Origin of the sequence: Natronolimnohabitans sp. A-GB9, assembly GCF_030848565.1 — an archaeon.
Classification (GTDB): Archaea; Halobacteriota; Halobacteria; order Halobacteriales; family Natrialbaceae; genus Natronolimnohabitans.
Window position 1 is genome coordinate 225,562 of record NZ_JAVDDV010000004.1, and the last position, 16,251, is coordinate 241,812.

The window sequence follows — 16,251 nt, forward strand, 5'->3', positions numbered from 1 at the left end:
CGGTACCCGCGGGAATCACCGATAGCTGATCCGTTCCTCGTCGACTGTTTTGGATAATAATGTGATGGTTCTTTTACTACAGGACGCCCAATGAGGGCGCATGAGCTACGAGCCCCAGGAACTCGAGTCCGAGTGGCGAAGCCGCTGGGCCGAGTCGGGACGGTACGAGGCCGACCCCGACGGTCGAGACGACGAGGACGTGACGTTCGTGACAGTTCCCTACCCTTACCCGAGCGGCGGGATGCATATCGGGCACGCTCGAACGTACACCGTCCCGGACGTCTATGCACGGTATCGCCGCCAGCAGGGTGACAACGTCCTTTTCCCGATCGGCTGGCACGTCACCGGAACGCCGATCATCGGCGCAGTCGAGCGGCTCAAGAAAGGGGAGGAAGATCAGCTGTCGGTCCTGCGGGATACCTACAACGTTTCCGAGGACACGCTCGAGGAACTCGAGACGCCGATGGGCTACGCTCGGCATTTCATCGAGGACCACTACAAGTCGGGGATGAAACAGCTGGGGCTCTCGATCGACTGGCGACGGGAGTTTACGACGAACGACGAGCGCTACTCGAAGTTCATCACCTGGCAGTACGAGACGCTGAAGGAACGGGGGCTGCTCGAGAAGGGCCTGCATCCGGTCAAATACTGTACCGAACAGGAGAATCCAGTCACCACCCACGACCTGCTCGAGGGCGAAGACGTCGAGTACCAGGAGTACACGCTGGTGAAATTCGAGTCCGGAAACACCGTCTTCCCGATGGCGACGCTTCGGCCGGAGACGGTCCGTGGCGTCACGAACGCCTACATCGACCCCGACGGCGAGTACGTCGAGGCCGACGTCGATGGCGAACGGTGGGTCGTCTCCGCCGAGGCCGTCGAGAAACTCGAGTTACAGGCCCACGAGATCACGGTCGAACGCGAGACGACCGGCGAGGCGTACGTCGGCGAGCGCGTTACGAACCCGGTCACCGGTGACGAGGTACCGATCCTGCCGGCCGGCTTCGTCGATCCGGACAGCGGCTCCGGCGTCGTGATGTCGGTGCCGGCACACAGTCCCGACGACTACCTCGCCTTGCAGGAGGCCAAAGCCGACGCCGAGCGCCTGCGCGAGTACGGGATCGATCCGACCGAGGTCGAGGCGATCGAGCCGGTCCCGATCCTCTCGATCGAAGACTACGGCGAGATTCCGGCCAGAGACGCTGTCGAATCCGCGGGCATCGAGTCCTCGGCCGACCCCGACCTGGAAGCGGTTACCAAGGAGGTGTACAACCGCGAGTTCCACCAGGGCGTCCTGAACGAGGCCTACGGCGAGTTCGCCGGCGAGGTCGTCGAGGACGTCCGCGAGGAGCTAAAAGCCCACTTCCAGGACCAGGGCGAGTTCGACGCGATGTATGACTTCCCCGAGCCCGTGATCTCGCGGGCGGGCGGGAAAGTCGTCGTCGCCGAACAGGAGACGTGGTTCCTGCGATACAACGACGAGGACTGGACCGAGACGACCCGCCGGGTCGTCGAGGACCTCGACGCGATCCCAGAGAATACCCGCGAGGAGTATCTTCACACCATCGACTGGCTCGAGGAGTGGCCCTGCATTCGAAACTACGGGCTGGGAACGCCCCTGCCGTGGGACGACGAGTTCATCATCGAGCCGCTGTCGGACTCGACGCTCTACATGGCCTACTACACGATCGCCCACCGGCTCGAGGACGTCCCCACCTCGGCGCTCACTCCCGAGTTCTTCGAGACGCTGTTTTCCGGGCCCGATGCCGTCGATGATCCCAACGAGCGCGCGCTGGAACTGCGCGAGGAGTGGGACTACTGGTACCCCGTCGACTACCGCTGCTCTGGTAACGACCTGATCACGAATCACCTCACGTTCTATCTGTATCACCACGCCGAGCTGTTCGCGGAACCCGATTGGCCCCAGGGGATCACTATCATGGGAATGGGCTTACTCGAGGGCGAGAAGATGAGTTCCTCGAAGGGCCACGTCGTTCTTCCCGACGAGGCGATCTCCGAATACGGTGCCGACACCGTCCGCTTTTTCCTGCTCAACAGCTCCGAGCCCTGGCAGGACTACGACTGGCGCGCCGAGGAGGTCGGCTCGACCCGTGACCAACTCGAGCGGTTCTGGAACCGCGCCACCGAGGTTATCGACGCTCCCAACGGGGAGCGAGACCTGCAACGTGTCGATCGCTGGCTGCTCGCACACCTTCAGGAGACGGTCCGGGCGGTGACCGACGCGATGGAGCGCTTCGAGACCCGGACCGCCAGCCAGACCGCGTTCTACCGCTTCGAGGAACACCTCAAGTGGTATCGACGCCGTGCCGACCTCGAGCGACCCGGTGCACGCTGGACGCTCCGGACGGTACTCGAGACGCGGCTGCGCCTGCTCGCGCCCTTTATCCCGTTTATGGCGAACGAACTCCACGAACGACTCACCGGTGAGCCGGCTGAGGACGTGCCCTGGCCCGAACCCGTCCCCGAGTTCGAGGATGAAACCGTCCTCGAACGGGAGGGGCTTGTCGAAGACGTCCTCGAGGACGTTCGCGACATCGTCGAGGTAACCGACACCGATCCGGAGACGATCCGACTGTACGTCGCGGCTGACTGGAAGCGGCGGGTGTTCGAGACGGTCGTCGAGAGCGCGGTGCAACGCACCGCCGAAGACGCGAGTAGCGCGGAACGAAGTTCCGCGGACAGTCACGCGGCGAAGCCGCAAGACGACGGCGACGGCCGCGAGCACGGAGGCCCGAACCAGGGACAGGTGATGGGCGAAGTGATGCAAGACGAGCAACTGCGCGAAAGAGGTGACGCCGTCAATCAACTGGTCGGCGACCTCATCGAGTTCGTCCGCGAACGCGACGGCGAGACGCTCGCGACTCTCGAAGAGATCGACGAGCAAGCGGTTTACGAGGAAGCTGCCGACTTCCTCGCCCGCGAGTTCGACGCGACAGTCGAGGTCTACGCCGAAGACGGCGATCCTGTCGATCCCGACGACAAGGCCAACCAGGCCCAGCCGTTCCGGCCGGCGCTTCACCTCGAGTGAGACGGACTGCTGTAACGATGTCCCGCCGGATCGCCAGGACGGGGTCGGCGATCGGCGGGACGTGACGACAGGAGGCCGTATGAGACGACTCGAGCCGTCAGTAGCATCGCCGAGTCAAACGGTCTGAACGAATCGACGCGGCGCGAGCGACGAATGCGAAGGTATAGGAAACCGCCACTGTGACGTTATACTAATGAGCGACGCCGGTTACGATCACGCCGAAGTCGAACGGCGCTGGCAGGAGTCGTGGGACGAGGCAGACGCCTATCGAACGTCCGACGACGTCGAGGATCCGACGTACGTCCTCGGGATGTATCCGTATCCGTCGGGCAAACTCCACATGGGTCACGTCCGTAACTATACGATCACGGACGCCTACGCCCGGTTCCGTCGTATGCAGGGCGACGAGGTTCTGCATCCGATGGGGTGGGACGCGTTCGGTCTTCCGGCGGAAAACGCGGCCAAGGAACGCGACACCAACCCGCGGGACTGGACGTTCGACTGCATCGAGACGATGCGCGACCAGATGGGCGCGATGGGCTTTGGCTACGACTGGGAGCGGGAGATCACCACCTGTACGCCCGACTACTACCAGTGGAACCAGTGGCTCTTCGCTCGGTTCCGCGAGGAAGGGCTCGTCGAGCGTCGTGACGCCGAAGTCAACTGGTGTCCCGAGTGTGAGACGGTCCTCGCAGACGAACAGGTCGAGGGCGAAGCGGAACTGTGCTGGCGGTGTGACACGCCCGTCGAGCAGCGCGAACTCGAGCAGTGGTTCCTGAAGATCACCGAGTACGCCGACGAACTGCTCGAGGCGATCGACGACCTCGAGGGGTGGCCAAACTCGGTGCGCCAGATGCAGCGCAACTGGATCGGCCGCCAGTACGGGACGGAACTGGACTTCGAGATCGAAGACCACGGCTCGGTGACGGCCTTTACGACCCGCGTCGACACCGTCTATGGCGCGACCTTCTTTGCGCTTGCCCCCGACCACCCGATCAGTGAGGCGTTGGCCGAGGAAGACGACGACGTCCGCCACTTCATCGAACACGAGGCCGACCCCGACGGCGACGAGCCAAACGGCGTCGAAACCGACCTCACCGCTACCAACCCAGTCACGGGCGAGGAGATCCCCGTCTACGTCGCGGACTTCGTCCTCTCGGACGTCGGGACGGGTGCCCTGATGGCCGTCCCCGGCCACGACGAGCGCGACCACGCCTTCGCACAGAAAAACGACATCGACATCGTCCCGGTCATCGCCCCCGAACCCGAGGATGGCGAAGAGCCCGAGGCGCCCGACGTCAGCGAGGCGGCGTTTACCGACGACGGCGTCCTCATCAACTCCGGCGACTACTCGGGCCTCGACAGCGAGACCGCCCGCGAACGACTGACCGAGGAGATAGACACCGCTGAGGAGGCGACACAGTACCAGCTCCGGGACTGGGGGATTTCCCGCCAGCGCTACTGGGGGACGCCGATCCCGATCGTCCACTGTCACGACGACTGCGGTGCCGTCTCGGTCCCCGACGAGGAGCTCCCGGTCGAGTTGCCGGAGTTCATCAACACCACCGGGAACCCACTCGATGCCGCCGAGGAGTGGCAGGAGACGACCTGTCCGAAGTGTGGCGGCGACGCGACGCGTGAAACCGACACGATGGACACCTTCGTCGACTCCTCGTGGTACTTCCTGCGGTACGTTTCGCCCGACCTCGAGGACGCACCCTTCGACCGCGAGCGGGCCAACGACTGGATGCCCGTCGACCAGTACGTCGGCGGCATCGAACACGCCGTGATGCACCTGCTGTACTCGCGCTTTTTCACGAAGGTGTTGGCAGACCACGAGGGTCTCGAACACCGCGAACCCTTCACGAACCTGCTGGCCCAGGGGATGGTCCAGCTCGAGGGCGAGAAGATGTCCAAATCGAAGGGCAACGTCGTCTCTCCCCAGCGGATCGTCGAGGAGTACGGCGCCGACACGGCGCGACTCTTTATGATGCAGGCCGCCCAGCCCGAGCGTGACTTCGACTGGAGCGAGGAGGGCGTGCGTTCGACGAACGCCTTCCTCGGTCGGCTGAAGGATATGGTCGAAGAGTACGTCGTCGACGCTCCCGACGGCGACGACGACGCGATCGCGAGCTACGTCGACGCCGAAATCGACGCGACGATCGCCATCGCCACCGACGAGTACGACGAGCTGACGTTCAACAAGGCGCTGCGCGAGACCCAGGACCTCGTCCGGACGCTGCGTCAATACAGCGAGTACACCGAACCCCACGCCGAGACGTACGAACGCGGGTTGTCGGCGGTCGTCAGGCTGCTTGCGCCAGTCACGCCCCACCTCGCCGAGGAGCTGTGGGACACACTCGACAACGACGGCCTCGTCGTCGACGCGGCGTGGCCGACCGCCGAGATCGACGCCGACCACGTCACCAAGCGTCGCCGCCTGGTCGAGAACACCCGCGAGGACATCCGCGACATCGTCGATGTCGCCGGGATCGAGGACCCCGAACGGATCGACGTCGTCGTCGCCCCCGACTGGAAGTACGACGCCTTAGCGATCGCCATCGAATCCGATGCCGACAACCTCATCGGTGAACTGATGGGCCACGACCACATCCGCGAACAGGGCGATGCCGCCGCCGACTACGGCCAGGATCTGCAGGCCGAACGCGAGGCGCTGTCGATGTCGCTCGAGCCCGACGAGGAGTACGCCGCCCTCGAGGCCGCCGCCTGGCTGATCGAACGCGAGTTCGAGGCACCGGTGAACGTGGTCCAGGCCGAGGAAGCCGACGACAGCGTCCTGAAAAACGCCGAGCCCGGTCGTCCGGCGATCGAGATCGAGGACTGATACGGTCTCCTGTCGTCACTGACGCGAACTGACCGATCGACGTCGGACTCGTTTTCGGTTCTGGTTTCGTTTCCATTTCGAATTCTATAACTCCCATCGGAGCTGACAGCCAACTGGCTGTTTTATGCAGGTGTTCGGTGTATCGGGGCCTACAGTCCACTGGACTGGCTTTCGAGGATGACTGATCAGAACGAACGACGATCACGGCGCCGGTCACGATCGCGAACGGATCCCGTTCGCTGGACGTTTACTGACGGCTCGTCGCCGGCGACACCCCACGTCGCATCGATGACGTGGCGCGACGGACTGTTCTGTCACTGGCCCGTCGATCCCGACGCGCTTCGTCCACACGTCCCCGACGAACTGACACTCGAGACTCGCGACGGCGACGCCTGGCTCAGCGTGCTTCCGTTCGTGTTGACGAACGTCGGATTTCGCGGCGCGCCGCCGGTCACCAGAACAGCCGTCGCCGAACTCAACGTCAGGACATACGTCCGGTATCGCGGCGATCCAGGCCTCTTTTTCTTCAGTATCGACGTGGGGAGCCCGTTGATCGCGGCGGTCGTCGGCCGAACGACTCGGTTGCCGGTCTACCACGCTCACATGCGGGTCAGTTCCGACGACGAGGAGGTCGCGTTCAGGAGCACGCGAAGCCAGACGGCCACCGGCGTCCGCCCCCAGTTCGAGGCCGACGAGCCGATCGCGCGGTTCGATGCGACCTATCGCCCCGACGGTGACGTGTTCAGGCCCGAGCCCGACACGCTCGCCTACTGGCTCGTCGAACGTCGGCGCTTCTACGCGGCCGAGAGCAGGGGCGTTTTGACCGGTGAGATCGCTCACGACCCGTGGCCCCTGCAGCCCGCCGACGTAACGATCAACGAAAACACGATGTTCGAGGTAAACGACCTGCCGACACCGACGGACGAGCCGGTCGTCCACTACTGCGGTGAACTGCCGATGACCGGCTCGGTCCCGCGGCGCATTCGCGATTGACGGTCGATTCCGCGCCGTTCGTCCCTCGAGTCTCGACGCGTCGCCTGTTCACCTCGAGTCCGTATCGGTATCGGCACCGACGAGATCGAACGGATGTCCGTCGCTCGCGTCACTTGCTCGCTCGTAGACGACGCGTGCCGCGGCGACGTCCTGGATGGCCAGTCCGGTCGAGTCGAAGACGGTGACGCCGGTGTCTTCGGTCCGGCCCTCTTTCTCGCCGATGACGACCTCGCCGATCTCGGCGTGGATGTCGTCGTCGGTCAGCACGCCCTCGTGGTAGGGGACGTTGATCTCGCCGGAGTGGGCACACTGTTCGTGGTCGTCGATGACGATCCGGGCAGCCTGGAGCAACTCGTCGTGCAGTTCGTGTTTCCCTTCGGCGTCGGCGCCGATGGCGTTGATGTGGGTGTGGTCGCCGACGTCCTCGAGACCGACGATGGGGTCCTCGACGGGCGTCACCGTCGTGAGGATATCACAGTGGCCCGCCTCGGAAATCGAGCCGGCGCGGACGTCGAACTCGTCCTCGAAGGTCTCGACGAACCGCTCGACGCGCTCGTCGTCGACGTCCGAGACGACGACCTCTTCGATCGGCCGGATCTCGCTGATCGCCTGTAGCTGGGTGTACGACTGGACGCCCGCGCCGACGATCCCCAGCGAGGTGGCGTCCTCGACGGCGAGGTAGTCGGTCGCGACCGCCGCGGCCGCGCCGGTGCGTTTCATCGTCAACGTCGTTCCGTCCAGAATCGCGAGTGGGAACGCGGTCTCGGGATCGGAGTAGATCATCGTCCCCAGGACGGTCGGCAAATCGTGGTCGGTGGGGTTGTCCGGGTGGACGTTGACCCACTTGATCCCGGCGGCGTCCCACTCGCCCGTATCGAGGTAGGCGGGCATCGACCGGAAGTCCCCGTTGTACTGTGGGAGATCGATGTAGGACTTCGCGGGCATCTGGGTGTCCCCGCGTTCGAAGGCCGCGAAGGCCCCCTCGACGGCGTCGATGACGTCCTCGAGGGCGGCGTGCTCGTCGACGTCGCCGCTATCCAGTAGAAGCGTGTGCATACTGGCGAATATTGCGGGGCCCACTTAATACGCCCTGAAACGGGGTCCCGAAGCCGCCGATGTCGGACGGTACTCCCCCTCGTGATCGAATCGCGGCCCGTCCGCGGTTGTGCCGGACGCGAGTTTCCGCAGTCCGTATCAGTCCTTCCAAAGGGACCGAAGCAGTACACCAGCACCGAGCAGTAACACCGCTGCACCGACTACCGCGATACTGGGGGAGTGTTCGGTTCCAGCCAGGGAGACCGTTCCCTGGGAAAATGCGATCAAACTGCCGCCGATAACGATAAGTACCGATCCTCGTCTGTGCTGTTTCATCTGGACTCCGTAGTGGAGGGTGGAACGCAGGTGGTTGATCGTCGGTCGTATACCCTCAATTATGTACCTACCTATTTTAAATTACCTTAGGTGCAGTCCGAGGGGTATGCGTAGTAGTTCGGAGTACAGTACCAGCACGGTTGATAGGCACAGATTGTTATCTCGTTTACATTACAATCATCGACCATTTGATCGACGGCATCGATCACGGTACAGCTTCCGGAAAGAACACCGGCAATCGATACTGTCCCGATTGCGGTCGTACCTGGTTCTGGTATAATGGTCAGAACGGCACCTGCAATGACAGTTAGGCCTGAGAGAAGTTGACAGGCTGCACTGTTATTCTCGAAGGTCCACGAACTACCGCAACTCGTTGCATTGGCAATACTAGGGCCGGAAGACTGCATTTCCTGATACCATTCGATGGCAGTCATTACCTCTTGGTTACTATCGGAACTGCCCGAAGAGGTGCCGATGTCTTGATTGTCGGACAGAAGCGACGGATTCGTTTTGTACGCTCGATCGTTTACAAGCGCCTCTGCAGTGACCGCGTCGTTTTGCAGTACACGGAGTTCGATGTAGTCCTGCAGTTCACCCCGACTGGATCGAAGTGGTGCTTTGAGACGAACGTGCTCCGGAATCTCTGATCCGGTAATCCGCATCCCGGTCATTTCCTTCGTGTTGATTAGACTGTTCCCCCGTCCGTTCACAGATTCCTGTTCATCCACGAGGAACGCTTCCATCGCTTCCCCGGCCGGAGATGATCGAGCCTGTGAATAGAGTCGACGCGTTTCACCGGTTTTCAGTTTTTCCGTACTGATCTCCAATTTCTCGAGATGGTCACCGTCTGTGGGTGCAGCAGTTGCCATTCCCGCGAATGCAGTCGCACCGATTCCGGTACCAACCGTTTTCAGTATGGATCTCCTATCCATGTTAGAAAGATAATATTTTATCGTATTATATCTTTGCCTAACTTCACAAAATGATATAGCTGGAGTACGTAATTATAATATCTCCCTATCTCACAAATTCGGCCGTGTGCAGTGTTACTCCGCCGTGATTACAGAGACTAGGTTCAGTATCCACAGGACAACGAACAGGTGTCGATAAGCGCCCCCGGGTAGGGATCACCGGGGAAACCAGAACTGGAGCCGTCGTTGGTGCCGGAACAGCAGTTGTCACGACACCAGTGTGGAAAGATACGGTATCGCCCAGTTTGGGGGGTAACCCGCACTATAGTGACAACTGATACAGAATGCCCTACCGACGTACCGGTGCGACCGGGGATGGCTCGCGGTCGCGCCGGACCGACGACGGCTGTCCGTATCAGGGAGTCCATTGACGAAGTCGACCTCGAGGCCAGTCCTCGAGGACGGGCCGGAGACGACAATCCGAACGCGTCGATCGCGGAGAAGATGGGCCGACTCGAGGGTACGCCACGGCTCGAGCGGTAGTGGATGAGCCCCTCGTTTTCGCCCGGCGAACCGGTCCTCAGGTCCCTTGTCGGCGAGCGAACGGTTCGACGAACCTGAGCGATGCCGTTCACCGAGCGCGAAGCGCTCGGGCCGACAACTGATGTGACGGCTGCGCTTGCGCAGCCGGAACGGAAGGCGGAGGCTTTAATCCTAAATTTTGCCGAGGGCCAACTTCGCTGGCCTGCAGAGCAAAGTTTAGGTTTACATCATGCCGCCCATTCCACCGCCCATACCGCCCATGCCGCCCATGCCGCCGGCACCGCCAGCGGGCATGTCGTCCTCGTCGTCGTCGTCGGCGACGGCGAGGTCACCGGCGGCGATGACGTCGTCGATGCGAAGCAGCATGACGGCAGCCTCGGTGGCGGACTCGATGGCCTGGGTCTTCACGCGCAGGGGCTCGTAGACGCCTTCCTCGGCCATGTCGATCGTGTCGCCGGTGTAGGCGTCGAGGCCCGAGGACGTGTCGCCACCGTCGTGGTCGGCACGCAGTTCGACCAGCGAGTCGATGGGGTCCAGCCCGGCGTTTTCGGCCAGCGTGCGCGGGATGACCTCGAGGGCGTCGGCGAACGCTTCGACGGCGAGCTGTTCGCGGCCGCCGACGGAGTCGGCATAATCACGCAGTGCCAGTGAGAGCTCGATTTCGGGGGCGCCACCGCCGGCGACGACCTTGCCGTCCTCTAGGGTCGTGCGGACGACACCGAGGGAGTCCTCGATGGCGCGGTCGACCTCGTCGATGACGTGCTCGGTGCCACCGCGGAGGATGAGGGTGACGGCCTTGGCGTCGTCGACGTCCTCGACGAAGATGCGCTGGTCGCCGGCGATCTCCTTCTGGGCGACGCTGCCGGCGAAGCCGAGGTCGTCCTCGCTCAGGTCCTCGACGCTCGAGACGGGCGTGGCGCCGGTTGCGCGGGCCAGCTGGCTCTGGTCGCTGGATTTGACGCGGCGGACGGCGATGATGCCTTCCTGGGCGAGGTAGTGCTGGGCCATGTCGTCGATACCGCCGTCGACGAAGACGACGTCGGCGCCGACGTCGGCGACCTGCTCGGCCATCTCGCGGAGCTGCTGTTCCTCCTGTTCGAGGAACTGCTCGAGCTGGTCGGGGTCGGTGACGTTGACCTCGGCGTCGATCTCGGTCTCTTTGATCTCTAAGTCGCCGTCGACGATCGCGACGTCGGCGTCCTCGGCGAAGTAGGGCATGTTCTCGGAGACACGCTCCTTGTCGACGATGACGCCCTCGACGAGCTCGGAGTTTTCGATCGAGCCGCCGACGACCTTCTCGACTTTGATGTTGTCCGTGTCGACGCTGTCGTCGTCGGCGACGGCCTGGACGGCATCGACGACGAGTTCGGCCAGCAGGTCACGGGAGCTTTCGGCACCCTTGCCGGTCATCGCCGTCGCGGCGATCTGGTGGAGGATCTCCTCGTCGTCCTCGTCGACGTCGATGGCGACCTCCTCGAGGGCCTCCGTAGCCTCTTCGGCAGCCTGGCGGTACCCCTGGGCGAGGGTCGTCGCGTGGATGTCCTGGTCTAAGAGCTCCTCGGCCTGGCTCAGCAGTTCACCGGCGATGACGACGGCGCTGGTGGTACCATCGCCGACCTCGTCTTCCTGCGTCTCGGCGACTTCGACGATCATGTCGGCCGCCGGGTGATCGATCTCCATCTCCGAGAGGAGGGTGACGCCGTCGTTCGTGACGATGACGTTGCCCGTCGAGTCGACGAGCATCTTGTCCATCCCCTTCGGGCCGAGTGTGGTCCGTACGGACTCGGCAACGGCCTTGCCGGCCTGTACGTTCATCGACTGCGCGTCTTTGCCGGAGGTCCGCTGGCTCTCCTCCGAAAGAACGATGAGTGGCTGGTTGCCCATCTGTTGTGCCATAGTCAACCGAAGGATTGATTGTGATTCTATATAAAGCTTTCGAGAACTGCTGAGTCTAATCCCCGTACGGGGGCGCTGTACGACGGTTTTTCGGCGACTTTGCTACTACTATTTATATCCTTCCTGTACCGGTACTGGATGAGAATCGATTCAGTTCGATGGTCGCGTGGACCGCGAGTGGTCGATGGTCGCGACTCGACTGCGAACGCGAGAGCGACTGCTGGCTGTGATCAGGACTGGCCGCCGGGGAACCGGTGGTACTCCATGCCCTGGTGTTTCATCTCGTTGTGTTTCTCCTCTAAGAAGGAGTAGACGGCGCCGTGTGGCGCTCCATCTAGCAGCATCTCGGCGGCGCTGCGGACGGCGTCGACTTCCTGTGGCGCGCCGATGACCCCGAGCGTCGAGCCGTAGATGACGACCTCGGCTCCGGTGAGCTCCTCCATGAGCTCGCGGGTCCGACCGCCCTCACCGATGAGTCGGCCCTTCTTTCGTTTCATGTCGTTTTTGTTTCGCGCGGCGGCGTCGATGTCGACGACGTCGAACATCATCATCTCGTCCTCGAGCAGTCGCAGCGCCGCCTCGGGCGCGAAGCCGCGACCGATCGCGCGGACGATGTCGGGGGCCTTGAGGCCGCGAACGGGGTCGCCGACGGTTTCGACGGCGACGGAGCCGTTCTCCGAATCGATGTCGAGTCGCACCTCGGCTTCCGCCTCGATCTCGCGCATCGTCTCGCCGCCCTCGCCGATGAGGACGCCGATGCGGTCCTGCGGAATCTTCACGTGTTGCATACAGTACGATACTGGCTGGGTGAGTTTAAGACCTTGGTCCGTCGGGCGTCGACTGTCGGACAGCGGTCAGTGAGATGGACTACTGTACGTCGGTACCGGCGCAACCGCGACCCGGCTGGGATGTGTCCGGACATCAGTCGTCGACGGCCGACGACTGAACCGAACTGGTCTCCGACTGGCCGCTCTCGTCCGTGTCTCCGTCGAGGAGCGGATCGAGACGCTGGAACTCGAGGACCATACCGACGATGGCGACGACGGCGATAATCGCGAACGGACCGCCGGTGATGATCGCGGCCGACTGGAGTGCGTTGATTCCGCCACCGACGATCAACAGCGACGCGAGGACGCCCATGAGTGCACCCCAGATGATGCGATTGACCGTCGACGGTCGTTCGGAACCGCCGGTAGTGAGCATACCGAGTGCGAGCGTCGAGGAGTCAGCCGAGGTCACGAAGAACGTGATGACCAGGATCATGAACAGAAACGCCAGCACCGAGCCAAGCGGCAACGCCTCGAAGAGCGGGAACCCGGATACCTCGACGCCGTACTCCGAGACCGTCGCGAGCATCGGCGCGCTGCCGGATTGCTCTAGGAAGATCGCGGTCCCGCCCATGGTGAGAAACCACGGGATCGTTGCGGCGGTCGCACCGATCAGTGCCGTCGCGGTCACCTGTCTGATCGTCCGACCACGTGAAATACGAGCGACGAAGAGACCGCCGAACGAGGCCCAGGAGAACACCCACGCCCAGTAGAAGACGGTCCACTCACCGACCCACTCGCCGCCACCGCTGGGGTTCGTATAGAGGCTCATCTGGAAAAACTCGCTGATGTATCCGCCGATGGCCTGGGTACCGACGTTCATGATGTAGTTAGTCGGTCCCAGCAGGAATACAGCCAGACAGAGCAGGCCGAACAGCCCGAGGTTGAAGAGCGAAAGCCACCGAATCCCTTTCCGGACGCCGAGGACGACAGAGAGCGTAAACGCGATCGTCAGTCCGGAGATGACGAGTACCGTGCCGCCGTCGCCGAACGTCACACCGTAGTCGTACTCGAGTCCGGTGAGGAACTGACTGCCGACGAAGCCAAGCGTCGTCGCGATCCCGCCGGTCGTCGCGAACACCGCGAGAATGTCGATGGCTTTCGCCATTGGACCGTCGAGCCTGTCGACGCCGACGAACGGCGCAATCACCGTCGAGATGCGCATCGGTGCGTCACGCCGATATGCGTAGTACGCCACCGGGATTCCGATTATCAGGTACGGCACCCAGTAGGAGATTCCCCAGTGAAAGAACGTGTACTGTAGCGCACCGACCGCAGCGTCGGTGCTCTGGGATTCCGCGCCGACGAACGGCGGTACTGTTTCGTAGTGAGTCAACGCCTCCGCCGGTCCCCAGAAGACGATTCCCGCCGCGATACCGGCCGAGAACATCATTGCGAAGAACTCAGTGTTGCTAAACGCTGGCTCCTCGTCCGGGCCACCGAGTTTGATCGATCCCCAGGGGCCGACGAGTAGCCACAGTGAGAACACGACCATCAGAAACATCGCGGCGATGTACACCCACATGAATTCGGTCCAGAGGAAGGTGTTGACCCGATCCATCGCTTCAGCCGAACTCGAGGGGTTGCGAAAGAACACACCGATAGCGAGTACCGAAACGACGAAGCCGATACCGAAGACGACCGGATCGAGTTCGTCGACGAACCGGTGCATCGTCGATTTCACTGCCATACTATCCGCCTCCGTCCGAACGACGTGGATCGCGATATGTGTTTTCGCATATCACTGTCCGGAAGCCGACACCACACGTAAAAAATTGAGGTCCCGACAATCGTGACCGTCACCCCGGGGTGTTTATCCATCTATCCGCATCCGGTGGCCGTTTTCGACCCGGTTTCACCGGCCGTTCGACTCGATATATCTAGAAGGTGATTAGTTGTGTCGAATCCCGATCGACCCGAAACAGAGATAGTTGATATACTTACATTTATAAGTTAGATACCAAGGTCGAAGCATGTCTCTCGACGATAATGAGGCGGGTGACGACAGCGCTCGCGCTCGATTCAATCCCTCGAGGGGTCCGGGTCCGGACTCGTCACGAACTCGAGGAGTTCGTACTGGGTCGAGCGAGGGAACCCACCAATGCGTTCGGGACGACGGGTTCGACACCGTCCGCTTTCACTCGAGCGGGGTCGACCACCTTCTTGAAAAAACCGATAGCGTTACTCGAGGACGAGATGGGTCGCGATCGGCACCTCGTTCGTGATGACGTCCATCAGGGGCGACGTCGACTCGACGCGGTCGCGTAACGCCCGGAGTTGCGATTCGTCGGCGTCGGCGTCGATCGCCACCGTACATTCGATCGACTCGTAACCGGGACGGACGTCGTCGTCGTCGTCGATGCCGAGGAACCCCCGGAGATCGACGTCACCCGCCATCTCGACGTGCAGCGACTCGAGATCGATCCCCATCGCGGCGGCGTGGGCCGCGTAGCCGACGGTCAGACACGAGCCGAGCGCGCCGAGCAGGGTCTCGACGGCGTTCGGCGCCGTGCGCTCGCCCAGGATCTGTTCGGGTTCGTCGCCCTCGAGTGTGAACTCGCGGGTTCGGATCGTCTCGCCCGCCTGGTCGAACTCGTCGATTACGGTCTCGGCCTTGAGGGCGTCGGTCCACTCCGTCGCCGCCTTGAACGTAAACGAGCCGACGGCTGGATCGTCGTCGATCGCCTCGATGGCCTCCTCGAGCGCGGAGACGTCGACACCGTTTACCATACGTTTGTCAGTTGTTGCCATGTCTCTAACACCGATACTCCACACTACAGCCAAGGCGATAAAACGTACGTGGGGTAAAATAGACTTTCAGTGGTCGGATCGTGTTCTGCAGGCAGCAGGCAGGAGAGCGGTCGGAACTCGGCCCCGGCGCTACTCTCGGGACGGGTCCGGCTCCGGACTCGTCACGAACTCGAGCAGTTCGTCGGCGTCGGTCTCCATTCCTTGTCGGGAGAAGAAACTCGCCACGTTCCGACAGTCCCGCTCGAGAAAGTCGCGGCTGTTGGGATGGTGAACCGTCACGGCCTGGCCGACGTCGATGATCACCAGCTGGCCGTCGTCGAAGACGACGTTGTACTCGCTTAGGTCGCCGTGGATGATCCCCGCCGAGTAGAGCCGGCGCATGTACTCGCGCATGACTTCGTAGGCGGTCTCGGGGTTCTCGATGTGAACCTCGCCGAGCCGTCGCGCGCGACCTTCCTCGTTACCGATGTACTCCATGACGAGGACGTTACGTTCGGCGGCGATCGGCTCCGGGACCCTGACGCCGGCTTTCTTGGCACGTTTTAGGTTCGCGAGTTCCTTTTTCGTCCAGGCGAGGACGACGTCTTTCTTCTTGCCACCGAGGCCCTCGAAGCGCGGGTCGCCTTCGAGGTAGTCACGCATCTGCCGGAAGTTCGAGGCGTTGATCCGGTAGATTTTGACCGCGACTTCACGGTCGTCGCCCAGCGCATGGTAGACGTTGGCTTCCTTCCCCGTCGAGAGTGGCCCGCCGAAGGCCTCGACGTAGCCGTCCTGAACGAGCTTATAGAGCGCGGCGAAGGTCGCGTCGTCGAACACTGACTGCTCTACTTTGAACTGATCGGCGTCCTTGATCCGCTCTTGAAACTGGTTGAACTCCCGGTCGCGCTTGCGAGCGATGCGGTCGGCTTCGGTATCGGTGACGTCGATCTCCTCCCACTCGTCGCCTGGCGTCTCCGCTTCCTCGAGGTCGACCAGTCCGAATTCTCCCTCTCCCATCTACCGTTCCGTACTGGCTCTGGCGGGTAAAGTACTGGGTATCGTTCATCCCTCGTGTCATGGATTGCC

The 16,251-nt window shown here is 62.5% G+C and carries 11 protein-coding genes; 4 read left to right on the forward strand and 7 right to left on the reverse strand.

The genetic code is table 11. The annotated features are described in order from the left end of the window. Window positions 1-100: 100 nt before the first annotated feature. The 3 genes from leuS (RBH26_RS07740) to RBH26_RS07750 all read left to right on the forward strand — a co-directional run bounded on the left by leuS (RBH26_RS07740) (window position 101) and on the right by RBH26_RS07750 (window position 6,887). Window positions 101-3,049: a leucine--tRNA ligase gene (gene leuS / locus RBH26_RS07740; RefSeq protein WP_306757624.1), complete on the forward strand. Its 2,949-nt coding sequence runs from the start codon at window positions 101-103 to the stop codon at window positions 3,047-3,049. Between the two features lie 193 nt (window positions 3,050-3,242). Next, window positions 3,243-5,894 carry a leucine--tRNA ligase gene (leuS, locus tag RBH26_RS07745; RefSeq protein WP_306757625.1) on the forward strand — a complete coding sequence of 884 codons (2,652 nt, stop codon included), beginning with the start codon at window positions 3,243-3,245 and terminating at the stop codon, window positions 5,892-5,894. A gap of 177 nt (window positions 5,895-6,071) precedes the next feature. Further along, window positions 6,072-6,887, forward strand: a complete 816-nt coding sequence (locus RBH26_RS07750) for a DUF2071 domain-containing protein (protein WP_306757626.1) — start codon at window positions 6,072-6,074, stop codon at window positions 6,885-6,887. Window positions 6,888-6,935: 48 nt separating this feature from the next. On the opposite strand, the gene RBH26_RS07755 is transcribed toward RBH26_RS07750, so the two are convergent. Continuing rightward, complete coding sequence (locus RBH26_RS07755; protein ID WP_306757627.1) at window positions 6,936-7,943, reverse strand: ornithine cyclodeaminase family protein; 1,008 nt, start codon at window positions 7,941-7,943, stop codon at window positions 6,936-6,938. 401 nt (window positions 7,944-8,344) lie between these two features. Then, window positions 8,345-9,190, reverse strand: coding sequence for a hypothetical protein (locus tag RBH26_RS07760; protein WP_306757628.1), 846 nt, complete (start codon window positions 9,188-9,190; stop codon window positions 8,345-8,347). 354 nt (window positions 9,191-9,544) lie between these two features. Between RBH26_RS07760 and RBH26_RS07765 the strand changes: the two genes are divergently transcribed. Then, a complete protein-coding gene (locus RBH26_RS07765; protein ID WP_306757629.1) occupies window positions 9,545-9,712 on the forward strand; it encodes a hypothetical protein in 168 nt (55 codons plus the stop codon). 222 nt (window positions 9,713-9,934) lie between these two features. On the opposite strand, the gene thsA is transcribed toward RBH26_RS07765, so the two are convergent. The 5 genes from thsA to rio1 form a co-directional block, all read right to left on the reverse strand. Continuing rightward, window positions 9,935-11,596: a thermosome subunit alpha gene (gene thsA / locus RBH26_RS07770; RefSeq protein WP_306757693.1), complete on the reverse strand. Its 1,662-nt coding sequence runs from the start codon at window positions 11,594-11,596 to the stop codon at window positions 9,935-9,937. A 242-nt stretch (window positions 11,597-11,838) separates the two neighbouring features. Continuing rightward, window positions 11,839-12,396: a KH domain-containing protein gene (locus RBH26_RS07775; RefSeq protein WP_306757630.1), complete on the reverse strand. Its 558-nt coding sequence runs from the start codon at window positions 12,394-12,396 to the stop codon at window positions 11,839-11,841. A 133-nt stretch (window positions 12,397-12,529) separates the two neighbouring features. Continuing rightward, a complete protein-coding gene (locus tag RBH26_RS07780) occupies window positions 12,530-14,125 on the reverse strand; it encodes a BCCT family transporter (protein WP_306757631.1) in 1,596 nt (531 codons plus the stop codon). A gap of 491 nt (window positions 14,126-14,616) precedes the next feature. Then, on the reverse strand, window positions 14,617-15,186 hold the full coding sequence (locus tag RBH26_RS07785) for an OsmC family protein (RefSeq protein WP_306757632.1): 570 nt from the start codon (window positions 15,184-15,186) through the stop codon (window positions 14,617-14,619). 129 nt (window positions 15,187-15,315) lie between these two features. Beyond that, window positions 15,316-16,182 (reverse strand): serine/threonine-protein kinase Rio1, encoded by an 867-nt coding sequence (rio1, locus tag RBH26_RS07790; RefSeq protein ID WP_306757633.1) that lies wholly within the window; start codon window positions 16,180-16,182, stop codon window positions 15,316-15,318. Between the last annotated feature and the right edge of the window lie 69 nt (window positions 16,183-16,251).

What these genes read in the sequence shown, in the direction of transcription:
- leuS (WP_306757624.1), top strand. Translation starts at nt 101, where the DNA reads ATGAGCTACGAGCCCCAGGAACTCGAGTCCGAGTGGCGAAGCCGCTGG.
- leuS (WP_306757625.1), top strand. Translation starts at nt 3,243, where the DNA reads ATGAGCGACGCCGGTTACGATCACGCCGAAGTCGAACGGCGCTGGCAG.
- RBH26_RS07750 (WP_306757626.1), top strand. Translation starts at nt 6,072, where the DNA reads ATGACTGATCAGAACGAACGACGATCACGGCGCCGGTCACGATCGCGA.
- RBH26_RS07755 (WP_306757627.1), bottom strand. Translation starts at nt 7,943, where the DNA reads ATGCACACGCTTCTACTGGATAGCGGCGACGTCGACGAGCACGCCGCC.
- RBH26_RS07760 (WP_306757628.1), bottom strand. Translation starts at nt 9,190, where the DNA reads ATGGATAGGAGATCCATACTGAAAACGGTTGGTACCGGAATCGGTGCG.
- RBH26_RS07765 (WP_306757629.1), top strand. Translation starts at nt 9,545, where the DNA reads ATGGCTCGCGGTCGCGCCGGACCGACGACGGCTGTCCGTATCAGGGAG.
- thsA (WP_306757693.1), bottom strand. Translation starts at nt 11,596, where the DNA reads ATGGGCAACCAGCCACTCATCGTTCTTTCGGAGGAGAGCCAGCGGACC.
- RBH26_RS07775 (WP_306757630.1), bottom strand. Translation starts at nt 12,396, where the DNA reads ATGCAACACGTGAAGATTCCGCAGGACCGCATCGGCGTCCTCATCGGC.
- RBH26_RS07780 (WP_306757631.1), bottom strand. Translation starts at nt 14,125, where the DNA reads ATGGCAGTGAAATCGACGATGCACCGGTTCGTCGACGAACTCGATCCG.
- RBH26_RS07785 (WP_306757632.1), bottom strand. Translation starts at nt 15,186, where the DNA reads ATGGCAACAACTGACAAACGTATGGTAAACGGTGTCGACGTCTCCGCG.
- rio1 (WP_306757633.1), bottom strand. Translation starts at nt 16,182, where the DNA reads ATGGGAGAGGGAGAATTCGGACTGGTCGACCTCGAGGAAGCGGAGACG.